The 17,216-nt window shown below is 47.6% G+C and carries 17 protein-coding genes; 13 read left to right on the forward strand and 4 right to left on the reverse strand.

The window, feature by feature from the left end:
- The first annotated feature begins 197 nt into the window (after positions 1 to 197).
- From RB297_RS03620 to RB297_RS03630, 3 genes are all read left to right on the forward strand, one after another.
- On the forward strand, positions 198 to 1,280 hold the full coding sequence (locus RB297_RS03620) for a peptidylprolyl isomerase (RefSeq protein WP_375119790.1): 1,083 nt from the start codon (positions 198 to 200) through the stop codon (positions 1,278 to 1,280).
- 47 nt (positions 1,281 to 1,327) lie between these two features.
- Complete coding sequence (locus tag RB297_RS03625) at positions 1,328 to 4,543, forward strand: Ig-like domain-containing protein (protein ID WP_375119760.1); 3,216 nt, start codon at positions 1,328 to 1,330, stop codon at positions 4,541 to 4,543.
- Between the two features lie 246 nt (positions 4,544 to 4,789).
- Complete coding sequence (locus RB297_RS03630; protein WP_375119761.1) at positions 4,790 to 5,785, forward strand: alpha/beta hydrolase; 996 nt, start codon at positions 4,790 to 4,792, stop codon at positions 5,783 to 5,785.
- 83 nt (positions 5,786 to 5,868) lie between these two features.
- Here RB297_RS03630 and RB297_RS03635 read toward each other — a convergent pair whose 3' ends face one another.
- On the reverse strand, positions 5,869 to 6,924 hold the full coding sequence (locus RB297_RS03635) for a hypothetical protein (protein ID WP_176502394.1): 1,056 nt from the start codon (positions 6,922 to 6,924) through the stop codon (positions 5,869 to 5,871).
- Positions 6,914 to 7,489 (reverse strand): sigma-70 family RNA polymerase sigma factor, encoded by a 576-nt coding sequence (locus RB297_RS03640; protein ID WP_096773628.1) that lies wholly within the window; start codon positions 7,487 to 7,489, stop codon positions 6,914 to 6,916. Before RB297_RS03640 ends, RB297_RS03635 begins: the two co-directional genes overlap by 11 nt.
- Positions 7,490 to 7,881: 392 nt before the next feature.
- On the opposite strand from RB297_RS03640, the gene RB297_RS03645 reads away from it, so the two are divergent.
- From RB297_RS03645 to yedF, 4 genes are all read left to right on the forward strand, one after another.
- Positions 7,882 to 8,139 (forward strand): hypothetical protein, encoded by a 258-nt coding sequence (locus RB297_RS03645; RefSeq protein WP_375119762.1) that lies wholly within the window; start codon positions 7,882 to 7,884, stop codon positions 8,137 to 8,139.
- A gap of 146 nt (positions 8,140 to 8,285) precedes the next feature.
- Positions 8,286 to 8,786, forward strand: a complete 501-nt coding sequence (locus tag RB297_RS03650) for a DinB family protein (protein ID WP_375119763.1) — start codon at positions 8,286 to 8,288, stop codon at positions 8,784 to 8,786.
- 228 nt (positions 8,787 to 9,014) lie between these two features.
- A complete protein-coding gene (gene yedE / locus RB297_RS03655; protein WP_255250530.1) occupies positions 9,015 to 10,169 on the forward strand; it encodes a selenium metabolism membrane protein YedE/FdhT in 1,155 nt (384 codons plus the stop codon).
- A complete protein-coding gene (gene yedF, locus RB297_RS03660; RefSeq protein WP_375119764.1) occupies positions 10,159 to 10,386 on the forward strand; it encodes a sulfurtransferase-like selenium metabolism protein YedF in 228 nt (75 codons plus the stop codon). Before yedE ends, yedF begins: the two co-directional genes overlap by 11 nt.
- A 175-nt stretch (positions 10,387 to 10,561) precedes the next feature.
- Here the strand turns inward: yedF and RB297_RS03665 are convergent, their stop codons facing one another.
- Both RB297_RS03665 and RB297_RS03670 read right to left on the reverse strand, forming a co-directional pair.
- Positions 10,562 to 11,497, reverse strand: coding sequence for a tyrosine-type recombinase/integrase (locus tag RB297_RS03665; protein WP_096773632.1), 936 nt, complete (start codon positions 11,495 to 11,497; stop codon positions 10,562 to 10,564).
- A 245-nt stretch (positions 11,498 to 11,742) separates the two neighbouring features.
- Positions 11,743 to 12,867 carry a DUF4261 domain-containing protein gene (locus RB297_RS03670; protein ID WP_375119765.1) on the reverse strand — a complete coding sequence of 375 codons (1,125 nt, stop codon included), beginning with the start codon at positions 12,865 to 12,867 and terminating at the stop codon, positions 11,743 to 11,745.
- A 215-nt stretch (positions 12,868 to 13,082) separates the two neighbouring features.
- Here RB297_RS03670 and RB297_RS03675 point away from each other — a divergent pair, with 215 nt between their 5' ends.
- The 6 genes from RB297_RS03675 to RB297_RS03700 all read left to right on the forward strand — a co-directional run bounded on the left by RB297_RS03675 (position 13,083) and on the right by RB297_RS03700 (position 17,216).
- Positions 13,083 to 13,565: a GNAT family N-acetyltransferase gene (locus tag RB297_RS03675; protein ID WP_096773633.1), complete on the forward strand. Its 483-nt coding sequence runs from the start codon at positions 13,083 to 13,085 to the stop codon at positions 13,563 to 13,565.
- 80 nt (positions 13,566 to 13,645) lie between these two features.
- Entirely contained in the window at positions 13,646 to 14,038 is a 393-nt protein-coding gene (locus tag RB297_RS03680; RefSeq protein ID WP_145036252.1) for a VOC family protein, read from the forward strand.
- Positions 14,039 to 14,048: 10 nt separating this feature from the next.
- On the forward strand, positions 14,049 to 14,474 hold the full coding sequence (locus tag RB297_RS03685; RefSeq protein WP_036663621.1) for a GNAT family N-acetyltransferase: 426 nt from the start codon (positions 14,049 to 14,051) through the stop codon (positions 14,472 to 14,474).
- A 63-nt stretch (positions 14,475 to 14,537) separates the two neighbouring features.
- Positions 14,538 to 15,134: an AAA family ATPase gene (locus RB297_RS03690; protein WP_375119766.1), complete on the forward strand. Its 597-nt coding sequence runs from the start codon at positions 14,538 to 14,540 to the stop codon at positions 15,132 to 15,134.
- Between the two features lie 380 nt (positions 15,135 to 15,514).
- Positions 15,515 to 16,486: a metal ABC transporter solute-binding protein, Zn/Mn family gene (locus RB297_RS03695; protein ID WP_096773635.1), complete on the forward strand. Its 972-nt coding sequence runs from the start codon at positions 15,515 to 15,517 to the stop codon at positions 16,484 to 16,486.
- Between the two features lies 1 nt (position 16,487).
- Positions 16,488 to 17,216, forward strand: coding sequence for a metal ABC transporter ATP-binding protein (locus RB297_RS03700; protein WP_096773636.1), 729 nt, complete (start codon positions 16,488 to 16,490; stop codon positions 17,214 to 17,216).

The following is a 17,216-nucleotide window of genomic DNA, read 5'->3' on the forward strand; positions in this document are numbered from 1 at the left end:
AAGAGAAGGCGGCAGAGGAAAGAATCCTCTGCCGCTTTTTTATGCGTGGAACAAGTAAAGAAAGTGAAAGGAATGTAAAAAAGGAGAAATTGATAGCGCTTACTTATGGAAATTATAATGAATTATACATAATTTGGAGATGCCTTGATAGAATCGTCTTCATTAAAAATCTAATGACGAGGGTGCTGATGGGTTTGATGGTACATAAATTTTGCAGTCTGAAATGGCTGTCCATAGCCGGACTCTTCATCTTGATCGTGGTGACGATCCTTTTAATCGCAAAGCCTGCATTTACACAAACACATCATGAAGACGCTTATATCGCGACAGTTGACGGAGTAGAGATTCATGTAAGCGAATTTCAAAGAGCCATCGATGCCAATCGAGCAGGTATCATCAAGTATTTCCATGAAAAATATGATGCTGCACCGTCGGCCGTATTTTGGACTACGCCATACGGAGGTAACGAGATTCCGCTTGAGTTGATCAAGAAGAAGGCGCTCGAAGATAGCATCGATCAGAAAATTCGACAGATCCTTGCCAAAGAGCAGGGAGTGCTCCCCGATATCAGTTACGCCGGTTTTATGCAAAACTTCAACCTTGAAAACCAAAGAAGGCAACAAGCCATCAAGAATCATCAGGTAATTTTCGGTCCTGCTCAATATACGGAGGACGCCTATTATGAATACATGATGGCGAATACGGCCTTATCGGTCAAGAACCATCTGATGGAACATGACTGGAAGCCGAGTGAACAACAGCTGATCACGTTTTACGAGGCGAATAAGAGAAGGTTGTACCATGCACCCGCAACGGTGAAGGTACGCCAATTATCGTTATCTTTTCTGGATGCCAATCGGAATGTCGATACACTTCTCAAAACGCAGGTGAAACGGAAGATTGAGAAGGCCAGGGAGAAAATCTCATCCGGGATTTCTTTTGAGCAAGCCGTAAAGGACATTAAACAAGATGACCGGGTTACGGAGGAGGTCTATAACTTGGATAGTTACAGGCACAAGGTCAGAAGTCCGGTAGCGCAAGCTTCGGCTGACCTTTTTCCAGGGGAGGTAAGCGACATTATTGAAGAGAACGGTCGCTTCTATCTCATGCAGTGCATGGAGAAAGATCAGTTAGGTTCCAAGTATCTGGCATTTGACGGTATAAGAGAACAAGTGTTAAAGGACTATATCGATACCCAATTTGAGGAGTACGTACGTGAACGGTTAACCGATGCGAAGGTTGTATTGAATGAGGAGTTGTATAGAAATTTCCTGATGTAATCGCCGATTTGGCATTACATATATAACAATGAAAGGAATGAAGAGGATTGAGCCAATCGTTTTTCAAAAAGCTTATCTGTATGGTTTCGATTTTTGCTTTCGTTTGCAATTGGGTTACCGTTTCACCGTCGACCGCTTTAGCTGCGGGAACCACTTATTATGTGGACAGCACAGGGGGAGATGATGGGAATAACGGCACAAGTCAAGCCTCTGCATGGAGATCGTTGGATAAAGTGAACGCGACTACCTTTGCCCCAGGCGACAAAATCTTGTTCAAAGCCGGGGAGAGTTGGAACGGCAGACTGTGGCCTAAAGGTTCAGGTTCAAGCGGAAATCCGATCATTATCGATATGTACGGTTCCGGAAGCAAACCATTAATCGCAGGAATTACGTCCGAACTGGAAGCCGTATTTTTGAAAAACCAGGAGTACTGGGAAATCAACAACCTGGAGGTAACAAACAGCTCGCCGCTGCCTTTTGATCGAGATTGGGAGAATCCGCGGGGCCAAAGGCGCGGTGTTTATATCTTGAATGAGGAAGCTGGTTTATTGAATCACATCTATATCAAAAACATGAACATCCATGATGTCGATGGATCGTATACCACACGCTCCGGGGGGATTATTTTCGATTCGGTTGGGTCGATGACACCCAGCGCTTTTAACGATGTTTTCATTGACGGTAATATACTGACGGACGTGGATGCCTATGGTATATACATTGGCTCCAATTGTATCTTGCGCTACGGAATGGGCGATTTATGGCCTTGGGTGCCTAAACCATACGGGCCCTGGACGCCGTCTACCCAAGTGAAAATATCCAATAATACGGTCATCAGAGCAGCAACAGGCGGCATCGCGTGGAATGTCACCGATGGAGCGGTAGTCGAGCGCAACACCGTTCAACAAGCTACGTATTTGGCAACCAACGCTTCCATTTGGTGGGCGTATGCGGACAATAATCTCGTTCAATTCAACGAATCGTTTGCCAGTGTGAACGGCGCGGAAGACGGGCATGGCTTCGACGTGGATGCAGGAAACATCAATTCGTTGGTTCAGTACAATTACAGTCATGATAACGCTGGCGGCTTTATGCTGTTCGTAAACGACACGTACTACACAATCAATACCATCGTTAGATACAACATTAGCCAAAACGACAGAAAAAGCATATTCCGATACAGCGGTTCCATTGATAACGTCTATAACTACAATAATACGATATACGTAGGAAAATCATCCGGCAACCCGGTCATGAGCGATTACTTCACCAAGGCTTCGGGTGCTCCGCGCAACATTTATAACTATAATAATGTGTACTACAGCGTCGGCGATAAGGGATGGGATTTGACGGGCCAGACGTTTGACTACAACGCATATTACGGAGGGAACACACTCGTTCAGGCCGATGCCCATAAGATAACGGACGATCCGAGATTCGTTGATCCCGGTAGCGGCGGGAATGGCATGGATACAGTACATGGGTATCAATTGCAAGCGAATTCGCCACTCATTGGAGCAGGCATTCGTGTAAGCGATAACGGAGGGCGGGATTATTTCGGCAACCCGATATATAATGGCGCTCCCGATATCGGTGCCCACGAATACGAGGGCAGTGTGCCACCAGCCGGGAACATGCCTGATCCGATCGTCATCGTTCCGAAACGGCCAGCCAGCACACCTGTTGACAATCTGGCTACGCAGGCAGCTGCTAGTACGACATTTGAATCGTCCTCTTCAGGTCCGATCGAACATATCATCGATAATGAATACGACACGGCATGGGAAACCGGCATTACGCCTTCATTTCCGAACGATATCACGCTCGATTTCGGCGAGCAAACGCTGATCGCCAACCAATTGAAGTTAAATACTAGATACGGGCAAGAATGGGGAATCACGAACTTTGATCTTGAATACAGCAATGGTTCGGGATGGATTCCCCTGCGTACAAATATTAATCTGACTTGGGATCTGAACACGGGGGCAAACGAGATCAAATCCGTGGAATTTCCACTTACTCGATTCTCTAAAATCAGATTGAAGGTCCATGACGGTGCTAACCAATCGGGGCGAATCGCACTGAACGAGCTTGAATTGTATAACAATCCCGAACTGTCCAAAGATATGGTCACCACAACCTTTGCTACGGGGGCAGGCACCATTACCAGCATCATCGACAACAATTTGAACTCTGCATGGGGAAGTACCGGTGATATTGCCTTCCCAGGTTATATTACCCTTGACTACGGCAATCATAGCGTACCGGTCAACAAGGTTACGTTAGTTACGTTTTTTGGAATCGGGCAAGGCATCACTAATTTTGACGTGGAGTATTTCGACGGTAGCCGCTGGGTAACGGCTTTATCTGACGCATCGATCGAATGGGAGTTTAATGACAGCACCAAAGAGCGTCAGAGCGTTTCTTTTCCAACGGTAAACGCCAATAAACTTCGATTAAAGGTGAATGACGGGAATCGGATATGGGGAAACATTGCATTAAATGAACTCGTCGTTGAGCATACCTCTGATAACGTCCCCGTTACCGGAATTACGCTTGACAAACCGGAGCTCGTGTTTAATTCCTCTTCCGGCCGAAGCGTAGGGCTCCGAGCAACGGTTTTGCCTGATCATGCAACCAATAAAAATGTGACATGGAGCACGAATCAAGACCAGGTGGCAACGGTAGACGATCATGGCATCGTGACAGCAGAAGGGGAAGGAAGGGCTGTCATCACGGCTACGACGGACGACGGTGATTTTCAAGCCTCCAGCCATATTACGGTGGATTGGACGGCTCCGGAGATTACGATAAACCAAGTCGCATCCTCCGAATTTAACACGGGTGTGTTTCAACCCGAATTTGAAATGGCAGACACGCTTTCAGGTATCGACCAAGCAAAAACCGAAGTCATGTTGGATGGGAAGGTCATAACGGATCTAATGGGTATTCCTTTATACAAATTTGAGCTGGGTACACATACATTTACGATAAAGGCTGTGGACATAGCAGGGAATACATCTACACAATCCGTAGACTTTCAAGTGAAAACAAGTTATGCCTCTCTTGAGGAACTGGTTCAACGTTTTGCAGACGAGGGAACAATCAACAACAAAGGGATTGCTAACAGTCTGCTGAAAAAATTGCAAAAACAAAACCTAAGCAGTTTCATTTCAGAAGTCCATGCACAAAAAGGGAAACATATCTCCACCGAGATTGCGGAATATTTAATACGTGATGCAGCAACGCTCCATAATCCATAGCAGATTATTTATTCGCCGTCATCCATGCCATTATATTGCTGGCGGACTCATTAGATTCATAGCCTACATTATTCTCATAGCTACGGCTCATGCGCAAACTTCCTTGCATGTGAGACCGTAGTTTTTTTTGCCAGTTCATACTCCGTTCATATTGTCGTTACGGGGAGTACATCTTCATTGGTTAAGATTTCATTAGCGGCACATGGAGGAAGCCTAACCAACCGATCAGGACAGGAGAAGATGAGCGTGACACAAACTGAGAAAGTGAATACGAGGAACGGGAAGAAATCCGAGAAAGCACGAAGTATATTGCTAAAAATCATTGGAGCAATCGTTATTGCCATCTTTCTTTTTCTGGGCATTGTGTATATCAGCAATGTGATCAGCAGCCATTCCGAAGCGAAGCGAATAGAGCCCTATGGCCAACAGGTATCTGTCGATGGCAAAAACATGAATGTATATATTCAAGGAGAAGACGAAGAAACGATTGTACTCCTTCCAGGTGCCGGAACAGCAGCACCCGCTCTTGATTTTAAGCTGCTGATCGATGAATTATCTCCATTTTATAGAGTTGTTGCCGTTGAACCTTTTGGTTATGGCTTAAGTGATGGAACCGATAAAGAACGAACCACGGAGAACATCGTAAGTGAAGTCCATGAAGCTCTACAGCAGCTTAATATTAACCGTTATACGCTCATGGGCCATTCCATTGCAGGCATTTACGGAATTGATTATGTGAGCAAATATCCAAACGAGGTAAACGCATTTGTCGGCATTGATAGCAGTGTTCCGACACAACCAGGCATGGACGTTAAATTCCCAATGAAAAAGTTCGCGTTTCTTAAAAAATCAGGTCTTATGCGATTGATGATGAAGCTCGGTCCCGATCCCTATGCTGCACTAGCATTTGATGACCATACCAAAGAACAAATGAGATTGATTACGAATAAAAACGCGTTAACCGCCACGATTTTTAACGAGATGGAGCATATTCCTTCTAATTTTAAAGGGGCTCAGGATTTAACCTTCCCTAAAGATCTTCCGCTTCTTCTCTTTGTACAAGCGGATAATCCAGACTTTCCAACCTGGATTCCATTGCATGAAGAGCAGGTAAAGGATTCTGACTACGGAAAAGTAATACCCCTTGAAGGAGAGCATTATTTGCATCATACCGAGTACAAAGACATTGCAGAAACCTTTAGCGAATTTATCGAAGAAGTAAAGGAGGGGCAAGCCCTTTAACGAAAATGTGCATAGAATGGATTCAATGAAAAAGCCGGGCTTTCCTTCTATGAAGGAATCCGGCTTTTTGTTGGATCAATGAGTTATTTCTTTGAAGGCGTTGCCGATTTGTATTCGATAACTTGCAATACTTTCGGTTCAATAGCTTTTAACATTTGATCATTTGAAAGGTTGTTGGCAGGAAGTTCGCCATTCGCTTCACTTTGGATTTGCAAGTCAACCTGTGATTGTGCAATGACATCCACAACCTGCTGCTTCGAGACATTTTTGGATGCTGCAATCTCCACTACGGATTTACCTTTAGCTAATTCTTGCTTTAGTTCAATCGGGCCCATGTTGAGTAAGGAAAAAAGTTTGTCGTCATTCAAAAAGGCATCTGCAAAATAATCAGGCTTGCCATCCGTAGTGAAGAAACCTTCTACTTTATCGTCTGAGGACGACGTTTCACCTCCAATCAGCGAAAGACTGATGGAATGGTCCTGAACCAGTACCTGGTAGAAGGGGGCTGTTGATCCCTTTTGGATGTAATTCAGCATCAACGTTTTCTGATCCGGGTTCTCCATTGGCTCCATAGCAAACTCGTACGCTTCGATGCTGCCGTATAATGCATGGATCAGATGATCGGCCTTCGACTTGATTTCCTGTTCGGTTAAAGCCGTCAGCGGCTTCTCCTTAGGCTCCCAATTCTCTTGAATCACGTGTTCGATCTCACCCGTCACACTGTTGGTATGAAGGGCTATCTTTTTGCCGGTTCCTCCTTTTTCCTGAAGGATGATGCTGGTTTGGACACCTTGAACGGTGCTTGCATCGATGATCTCAAACTTTTTGGTTTCGGGAAATGCGCGGTACAGCTTCTCAAGGGTAGCTTTGCCAATCTCATCCGTCTTGACTTGTTCAGCGGTCATCGGCGTTCTGGTCAGCATTTCAATCAAGGTAGGTGCAGCAAATGCTGCGGTTGGAATCAAAATCGCCGTTGCTACTATTCCAGCTATAAAACGTTTTTTCATGGTTTTTCCGCTCCTTTGTCTTTGCAAATATTGTGTATAGGATTGCTCGATTCGGTTGGTAATGGCTTGAGGGCAATCCAACGTTTCTGCTTCTTTGCGCAGATGCTCTCGGATTTTGCGTTCAATAGTCATTGATCTTTTCCATCCTTTCCGGGGGGAGATTCCATATGTTTTTTCGAAGTGCCTGGATGCCCGCATGACATCTGGACTTGACGGTACCCAGCGGAATATCGAGTAGGGTCGCAATCTCCTCCAGCGTATAGTCGTGAAAAAAGCGGAGGATAATGACCGTTCGCTGTTTATCCGTCAGTTTGTGGATGGCCTGCGATATCATTTGGTTCGTCCCGTCCATTAACACCGAAGGTTGATCCCAATGCGACTCTTCCCGGGCGAAGGCACGAATGCGCTCGAAAATTCGGAATCTCCGCCAGCGCTTGACTCGAAATCTTTGCACTTGACGGATGACGAGGCCATGCAGCCAGAAATGGAAAGGTCGGTTCGTATCGTAATTGGCCAGCGACGTCCACATTTGCATATAAATCTCATTCATGACATCTTCCCGGTCCTGCGGATGATCCACCAGAAAGGAAACGGTCCGGTAGACGTCCTGATAGGTGGCATCATACATCGCATGAAATGCCTGTTGATCACCGTCTTTCATTTGTTTGAGTAATTGGAACATATATTCACTTTGCATTCAGAGGGCCCTCCTGGGTAAGCAGCTTACACCCTATATTGTCTCTCTATCGAAAAAAGGTTCGGGTTTTTGATTATTTTTTCATAAACGATCGCTGCGTTACTTTAAGTTTCAAAGGCGATGTAAGCTGGAGGAATTAACATTGGTTGATAAAATGATGACTCGGCAGTCTCTATTATAGAAGCGCTGGATATGAATTTACTATGGAATACGTGGAAAAGTAGAAGATACTCTATCTGCTGGTCAACAAGGAATAACTTAAAAACCTCGTATCCTTCACGGATACGAGGTTTTTTTAATCATGGAGGGGGTTTGAAGATCCATGCCAAGCAAAATCAATGTGGGAAGGCATTGAATATACGCTAAACATTGCGGAGCCTCCGGGATCCAGGGTGATCAATCTGAAATACAACGGAGTAGACCTCCCGGACGAGAAGGAGCTGGATGTGGTCATGAACAGCTACCGGGCAAGCGGAGGAGGAGACTACGTCATGTTCCGGGGCAAGAAAGTGATTCGCGAGATTCTCATCGATACCGCAGAGTTAGTAGAGGAGTATATATCAGGACGTGGGTTCATAACGGCTTCTTGCAATCACAATTGGAAAGTGATCGTCGAAGCCAATGTCTCGCTTCCAAAGATCGCGAAATAAATTCATCTATTGATGACAATACTTGTCACTATTAGCGATTATGATTGATCTGAGCACGTCATCCGATTTCCTCTCTCGGGGGGAAGGAACGTGTAACCGATTTTACCAAGCAGAGAACGAGTTTCTCAAGGAGGGATGGGGTTATCATGTATAGAACCGTTGCCGATTTCCTCACGGAATGGAAGGACGAAGCCGCTCTAACGCAAAGGATTTTAGACAGTTTGACGGATGAATCCTTACAGCAGCAAGTATATCCTGAAGGGAGGACGCTCGGAAGGATTGCATGGCACTTCGTAACGAATATTCCTGAATATTTGTCTGAATTTGGCCTTGTCATCGAGCAGATACCAAATTCAGCAGAAGTACCCGCGGCGAAGGAAATCGCGGAGACGTTTAGGCTTCTAAGTTCCGACGCAGCAAAAGCAGTTGAAGAACAATGGACGGATGAGACGTTAACGCAGGTTCAGAATGCTTTCGGTCGTCAGGAATCCAATGCTACCATCTTCATGGGATTGATCAAGCATATTGTCCACCATCGGGGACAGGTTACCGTTCTGATGCGACAAGCGGGATTGAAGATCCCGGCGGTATATGGTCCTTCAAAGGAAGGGTGGATTCAAATGGGAGTGGAACACCCGCCGCTGTGAACCTGTACGAGCTTGTTAAACTCGCCATTTGCAAGCAAATGAAGCCGCGAATTTCGCGGCTTTTTTTGTTGAATCTTTCCCTCCCGCAGCGAGGATTTTATAGTAAAATGAAATTTGTGGGTTTTATGATCGATCAGGATCGTGAATTTTCTGGTAGAGGAGTTATTGAGCAAGGTGAAAAAATTATATTCAACATGGTTCGGGAACTACTGGAGCCCCTATCTGGTTATGGCTATGGCCGGTATTCTCAGCGCCGTCTATTTCGGTATCACCCATACGGTTTGGGCCGTAACCGGTGAGTTCACCCGTCTGGGCGGGCATCTTCTGGAATTCGTGGGGGTGGATGTTTCCGGCTGGGCGTACTTCGACCTTGTCCATATGAACGGCACGACCTGGACGCGGACCGACGGATGGATCGTCTGGGGCATGTTCATCGGAGCCCTGATTACGATTCTGCTAAGCGGCAATTTCAAGATCCGCATGCCGAGACAGAAGCGGCGGTATGTACAGGGGTTTGCCGGAGGCATCATCGCGGGTTTCGGAGCCCGACTGGCCCTGGGCTGCAACCTCGCTGCCTTTTTTACCGGTGTGCCTCAGTTCTCGCTTCATGCCTGGATCTTCATCGTGGCTACGGGGGCAGGCACTTTCCTGGGTGCCAAGCTGGTCAACACAAGGTGGTGGAAAGGCAAGCCCGTGCTGAAAAAAGGCGGCAGCCTGCCGAGCGTTAAACAGGGTAAAAACCGGCAACCGCTCTTTGGGGCGGTACTCGGTCTGACTTACCTCGCGCTGATTGTCTGCTTCTATGCAACGGGCCGCACCATGCTGGGGACCGCCGCCCTATTCGGCGCAGCGTTCGGCATCTTGATTGAACGAGGGCAGATCTGTTTCACTTCCGCTTTTCGTGATCTGTGGATCAGCGGCCGGGCCACGATGACCAAAGCGATCACTTTGGGCATGGCAGTCAGTTCCGTCGCCACGCTGGTCATTATTCTTGTGTACGGATTAGAGCCGATTACGAAAATTGCCGCTCCCAGCACCTTGATTGGCGGACTGCTGTTCGGTCTGGGCATCGTCATGGCCGGCGGCTGCGAAACCGGCATGATGTACCGTTTGATGGAAGGACAGGTTGTCTTCTTGCCTGTGTTTATCGGTAACATTGTAGGAGCTACCGCATTAGCATACGCTTGGGATCACATGGGGGTATACGATCTGCTTGTGAAGAGCGGCTCGCCTGTCAACCTGATCACCGCCATGGGTCCGGCGGCTGCTTTAACGGTTACGCTCATCGTACTCGGGGTCGGATTCGCTGTCGCCGCGTACTGGCAAAAAAACTACCGCTTCGGCGTAGGATTCAAGAAAGGGGATGCAACCCATGTCCGTTGATTTTATTCTGGATCTCCGGGGGGAATCTTGTCCTTACCCGGTCATCTATACACTCGAAACGCTGCGTGATATGAAAAAAGGACAAATGCTTCAGGTCATTTCAGACTGTCCGTCCGCGTTTCGGAACGTGCCGGAGGAAGTCGTCAAGCACGGCTACACCATGGCACAGGAACCGGTCAAAAATGGCCAGGAGTTCAGCCTGTTCATTCAGGCGTAACAGGATCATCATATTTGCAGGAAAGCCCCCTAGTGAATGGGGGCTTTTTCGCGTGCATACGGGACTTGGGAATCCGAACTTCCTTTGGCAGCATGGTTGCTGCCGTTTTCACTTGCAGAAGGAACATGAGCGGTGACTATGTTACAGGTTGAGTGCTTGCAAACCGTGTCCTTTGTCACGGCTTGGGTGTGAAGAGAAGGGGGATCGCCGGTCGGATTTTGTTCATGGCGCGCTCTTTAGTCTCATCCAGCACATGGGTATAAATCTGCGTGGTGGATATATCCTCGTGTCCGAGGAGCTCCTGCACAGCACGCAGATCAGCTCCGTTGCGCAGCAGCTCGGTGGCAAAGGAGTGTCTTAACTTATGAGCGGATAGAGATTGCCCGGATAACTGCGGAAACTGCTCGGTCATCGCCTCAAACGTCTTCTCGGCTATCGTCTGCACCATGCGTTTACTGATTCTGCGCCGAAACTGCGATACGAAGAAGGCGTTATCCTTTGAGCTTCTGGGTGCCATCCGTTCTTCCAGGTACATTTGCAGCAGCTTGTTCAATTCGGCGGGGAGGGGGATGTATCTCCATTTATTTCCTTTACCCAGCACTCCGATGCTGGAGTTCTCCAGATCAAAGTCCGATACATTCAGCTTCACGATCTCGCTAACCCGAAGACCTGCATAAGCCATAAGCGCAATGATGGTCACGTCTCGAATTTTATATCTTCCTTCAATCCCGCTCAGGCAAGCATCCAGAATCGGCTTTTGAAGATAAGTAGGCTGACGGTTTTTCTCCACCTTGGCTTTTTCGATATCCATGGCAGGATTGGTGCTCGCCAATTTGAAACGGATCATGACTTTGTAGAAGAGACGGATGGCGGACTGGCAGCGATTTCGATATCGTGCGCCGGCACCGCTTTCCCGCACCTGCGTCAGATAATACATCACATCAATGTCTGTGATATCCGTAATGGGTTTCCCTTCAAGGCTGTTCAGAAAGTGCTTGATATCATGAAGATAGGCCTGTTGTGTATCCTTGGCGTATTCGCGATCCTTCATATAGGAGAGAAACAGCTTCATTTCCCGCTCATAGTGCTCAAAAACTTCGGTATAGTTCATCGCTTCACACCCGTCCAATCGTTTAGAACAGAAATTACATTAAATATAGATTTAATGCAATTTTTATTATAGCAAAATCGAGCAATTTGGCAAAATGATAGCGGCCGTCCAGCGTATGCCAGTTGCAAATTCCGTCAATGGAGTGGAAGCCGTCAACAAAGTCGTAGTCGTGGGAAAATATAAAAAGCACGCCAAGTCCATATCGATGGCTAGGCGTGCTTTGTCGGAGAGTTGATTCGATAATCTCAGTACTTGATTTTAAGAGTGTCATCAGGAAGATACACGCCCTCGGAGCGGGTAATCGGAAGCTTCTGTTCCGCGGAGAAGCCGATGGTTTCCCCGTCCCTTAGCGTGACGTCCTGCTCCACGATGTATAAAGCAATGTCCACCAGGAATTCACGGAGCTCGGCAGGGGTCGCCTGGCTGTCCAGCACCTCGATCTCATCCTTGCCGAAGGCTCTGAGCCCATAGGTATATCCGTTGATTCCGGTTTCGGTGCCAACTAAACCAAAATATAAGAGATTTAACAGGGGAAACAGATCTTCGGTCTTCATCGTTTCGGCCATATCGATATAGAACTCAGGCTGAAATACGGTGCCGGACGAGTAGAGCCCGACGGCATTCGGCAGCTTCAGGCAGCTGGCCGCCAGTTTGGCGTACACTTTTCCGCTATCCAGCGGAGACGCGGAGCGCTTCAGCACGGCCAGAATAAGCTGGGCAACATGGGTTTGGGTGACCTCGGCGGCCTCGGGCCACAGGTAGTTCCCTTGAGCGTAATGCTCGGCCTCGCCATCCGGCACCGGGGCATTGATGAAGCTGACTGCAATCATGCAGCCCTCCGCCTCAAAGACCAGCATGCCTTCCTTCTCCTCTTCGGCGCTGCCGTCTTCCGGGGAGCAGGAGATGCTCCAATCGCGCAGAAGATTGGCTTGGATCTGCTCCAAATCGCATTCTGGCGAGTTCAACAGAACGAAGCCGTTGAATATGCCGGATGACGTTTGGTTGTCTGCCGCGTCATCCTCTGGATTCTCCGCCGATTCATACTGCGCCGCCTGTTGCATCCAATACTCCCGGATCATATTGACCATGGATATCGCTTCCTCCTCCGCGGTGGCAGGATGATAAGGCCGCATCTCACTGAATACATGACCGCAATGCTCGGTGTCCGAGGCATGTTCATAACCGCCGCACACGCCAACCAGCCATTTACCAAGCATGGATTTCTTATATTTAAATATGTAGTAATGCATGCCATGGAGATTGAATTCTCCGGCTAATTCGATTTTTCTGGGCTTATGTCCAAGCTCTCGTTCATTTGCAAGCCATTCGATCATGGCTCGCTTGGCCGCTTGCTGTTGGACTGTCGTCATGGGTTTCTCTCCTTAACTATGTGTGATATATTAACTGTTATATTTTACAAGCTATTGAATGGCTCAGCAATAGAGGGAAATTGCTAGTCTATGACCAGAAGATGGTATGACCATTGCCGTCTTCACATATAACTGGCAGGATGGTTACATAGAATGTGGAATAGGGTGTTTCGTTAAAATTATAAAAATGCTGAGATGGCATGAGAGGTGAGAATGTGAAACTTGCAAGGATTTCATATGAACAGAAGAGCGTATTGCGCAGCCTCATGGAGTTATATCAATACGATATGAGTCCGTATGAGGATGACAGCGATAATGACGTTAACGAGTACGGTCTTTACGATTATAAGTATGTAGACCATTACTGGACCGAAGAGGGACGCCACCCTTACTTTGTCAAAGTATCCGGGAAGCTTGCCGGATTTGTGTTGGTGAGGGAATTAGAAGCATCAGATCTTTCAGATCCCGGTTACTCCATGGCAGAATTTTTTATTCTTAAGAAATACCGCAAGCAGGGTATCGGCAAACAGGCGGCATTCCAAGTATTCGAATGGTTCAGGGGGAAGTGGAGCATCGCTTGGTTGGAAAAAAATCTGCCGGCGCAAAACTTCTGGACAACGATCATCTCGGAATATAAGGCGGGCGAATATTCGGAAACCACGTATGCAGGCAACCCTGCCATCGAATTTTATTCTTAGCATTCAGCACTTACGAAAAGTTCTTGTTAAGCGAGTCGGACGATTGTATTATGGAAGGAAAAGTAGCCGGAGATGATCTTATGAGCAGGATTCAATTCTCAGTTCAAGTTCGATTGGTATCCGATCTTTCCCGATCCAAGCAGTTTTATGAAGAGGTGCTCGGTTGTGAAGTGAACGATGTTTGGGCGGTCAGGGATGATTTTGCGCTAGGTTTCAAACTGATTCAGGCGGCAACGATGACGGACGTTAACCCGAATCCGCCAGGCCAGGATCAACAGACGCCTTGGGATACATACGCCTATGTGGATACGCACCGCGAATTAGACGAGTTGTATGAAGAACTAACCTCTCGCGGGGCAGAAGTGGTACAAGAGCCTGTGCTCATGGAAGCAGACTGGGGCGTGTGGAAGGATTTTGCGATCAAGGATCCGGACAATTACGTGATTGCATTTGGCTCCGGTAAAAGGAACTGACGGTGTGATGATGGACATCGATCTGAAGCGGATTTTGATAAGCAGCGACCCTTCCCTCCTGGATATGGATGCCATTGTACATTTTTTGCGTCAAAGCTATTGGGCTAACGAACGCTCCGATGAAAAAATTAAGAAATCGCTAGAGGGCTCAACATGTTTTGGCGCCTATATCGACAACCGGCAGATCGGATTTGCCAGGGTCGTGACCGACGACGCAACCGTGTATTGGTTATGCGATGTGTTTGTGGATGAGTCTTACCGTGGGCATGGCATAGGAAAGAAGTTAATCGAAACGATTACCACCAGCGATGACTACCGAAATTTATTCGGCATCTTGTCGACGCGGGATGCCCATGGTCTATACGAACAATATGGATTTGTCCGCGATCACGGAAAAACGTTGACTCGATTGCCGGACTTTCTGAGAAAAGCATAATTTTACATAAGAGACGACATGTGATACAAGCAAAACCCTGTTAAGGAAGGGGTACTTTCATCTATGATTATTTGGGTGAACGGTGCATTCGGCTCGGGCAAAACCCAGGCTGCGCATGAGCTGCAGCGAAGAATACCGAACTCGTGCGTGTACGATCCGGAGAATGCAGGTTATTTCATTCGCGATAATCTTCCGAAGGATGCCACACGCGATGATTTTCAGCATTATCCGATGTGGAGGGAGTTTAACTACTCCATGTTCAAGTATATGGACCAGGAATCCGATCAATTGATCATTGCTCCGATGACCATATCAAACGCGTCATATTTCGATGAAATCGTTGGGAGCCTGAGACGGGATGGCGTTGTTGTCCGGCATTTCACCTTGTGTGCTTCCAAGGAAGTCCTGCTAAGACGATTGCGGAGCCGAGGGGAAGGTGCGAATTCGTGGGCAGCGCAGCAAATCGATCGGTGCATGAGCGGATTCTCGAATGAAGTGTTCCAGCGTCATATCGATACCGATCATCTGTCAATCGACGAGGTGGTAGAAACCATCGGTGCTTTGGCCGATGTGAAGCTATTGCCCGATAACCGCAGCAATAGCAGGAAGAAATTCGACCGTTTAAAAACCAAGTTTGCGCACATTCGGTTTTTTGGATAACCCAAGGGTTGTGATTGATCAAACCATATGAAAAAAAGACGATTTCTCTTGACGAGAAGTCGTCTTTTTTTGTGCATTGAACATGAATGAAATCCTGACCTATTAAAATATTTAAATACAGCTAAATATTTTGCCTATGCGAAAAATAGATCCTGATTGCTCGGATATTATGGATTAAATCAAGCTTTTGAAGAAATGAAATGAGATACCGCGTGTACGAATTTATAAAATAACATTGACAAAAACCTAAAGATGGATTATTTTTTGTACATAGGAATTAAAGTTGCATTAATGCAAAACAATTGTACGACGGCAGGACGAGGTTTTCATTTACATTAGAATGGTCGACTCATTATTTATTTGGAGTGGAGGAGAAGAAGATGAAGAACAAGAGGACTAGTAGAGGCAGGATATTCATGGGGGCAGCCATTCTGGGTTTGTTGCTGGTATTATCCGCATGCGCATCGGGAGAAGCGAAGCAGAGCGGAGCGGCAACCGAGCAGGCCGACAAGAAAATACGCGTGGTAACCACTATTGGACAGATTGCGGAACCCATCTCCGTCATCGGAGGAGATCGGGTGGAGGTGCTGAGCTTGATGGGACCTGGCGTCGATCCGCATTTATATAATGCCACACAAGGCGATATCAAGAAGTTGGATAGCGGGGATGTTATTTTCTATAGCGGACTTCATCTGGAAGGCAATATGACGGAAATCTTCGAACAGATCGGAAAAAACAAACCCGTGCTGGCGATAGCGGACGCCATCCCGAAGGATCGGTTGCTTCAGGATGACACGCAGGCGACCGATCCCCACGTATGGTTTGATATCGATCTATGGAAGACCTCCTTGGACTCTGCAGTGGAAGAGCTGAAGTCGCTGTCTCCCGCCGATGCCGACTATTTTGAAGAGAACAAGCAGAAGTATTTTGCGCAATTGGATGAGCTGAAAGCGGAGGCAAAAGATAAGCTGGGGCAAATACCGGAAGAGCAGCGGGTCATGGTTACCGCTCATGATGCCTTTGGGTATTTCGGCCGTATGCATGGTCTGGAAGTCGTCGGCCTTCAAGGCCTGAGCACTGAGGATGAAATCGGCCTCTCGGATATTAACGGCACGATCGACCTACTGCTGGAACACAAGGTGCCTGCCGTATTCGTCGAGTCCAGCGTCAACCCGGCATCGATCAATGCCGTCATTGAAGGAGCTGCCAAGAAAGGACTAAATATTAAGCTTGGAGGCGAGCTCTTCTCCGATGCCATGGGCGAGACGGGAACGACGGAAGGCACTTATATCGGAATGTACCGTCATAATGTCGAAACAATCTATCATGCGTTAACAGGAAGTGGTGAATAAGATGTCTGTACTTGAAGTTCAAGATCTCCATGCATCGTATCGAAAAAATAAAGTGCTTCACAACGTGTCCTTCAGCGTGGAGCAGGGCTCGCTAACCAGCATTGTCGGGCCGAACGGTGCCGGCAAATCCACCTTGCTGAAGGTCATGCTGGAGCTTCATCCGAAGCTGTCGGGGAATGTTTCCTTCTTCGGGTCCAGCTTAAGCCAAACGAAAACCCGCGTCGGCTATGTGCCGCAGCGGGGGTCCGTGGACTGGGATTTCCCGACCGATGCATTGGATGTCGTCATGATGGGTTTGTACGGACGGGTAGGGTGGCTGAAACGGCCAAACAAGAGCCATAAGGATAAGGCGATGGCATCGCTTGATCAGATGGGCATGGCAGACTTTGCCGACCGGCAGATCAGTCAGCTCTCCGGCGGACAGCAGCAGCGCGTATTTCTCGCAAGGGCGCTCGTTCAGGATGCCGATCTCTATTTCATGGATGAGCCGTTAGCTGGAGTCGATGCCGCAACCGAGCGGGCGATTATGACAACCCTGAAGGATCTGAAAAAGGCGGGCAAAACCGTGATGGTGGTCCATCATGATCTGCAGACGGTTGAAGATTATTTCGACCATGTGCTGCTGTTGAACCGTACGGTCATTGCGCACGGGAAGACGGAAGACGTCTTCACGAAGGATCAAGTTTACCGCGCATACGGCGGTTCGCTTCGCTGGATGAAGGAGGCGTAA

Source organism: Paenibacillus sp. CR_12, from assembly GCF_041953985.1.
Classification (GTDB): domain Bacteria; phylum Bacillota; class Bacilli; order Paenibacillales; family Paenibacillaceae; genus Paenibacillus_AQ; species Paenibacillus_AQ lautus_A.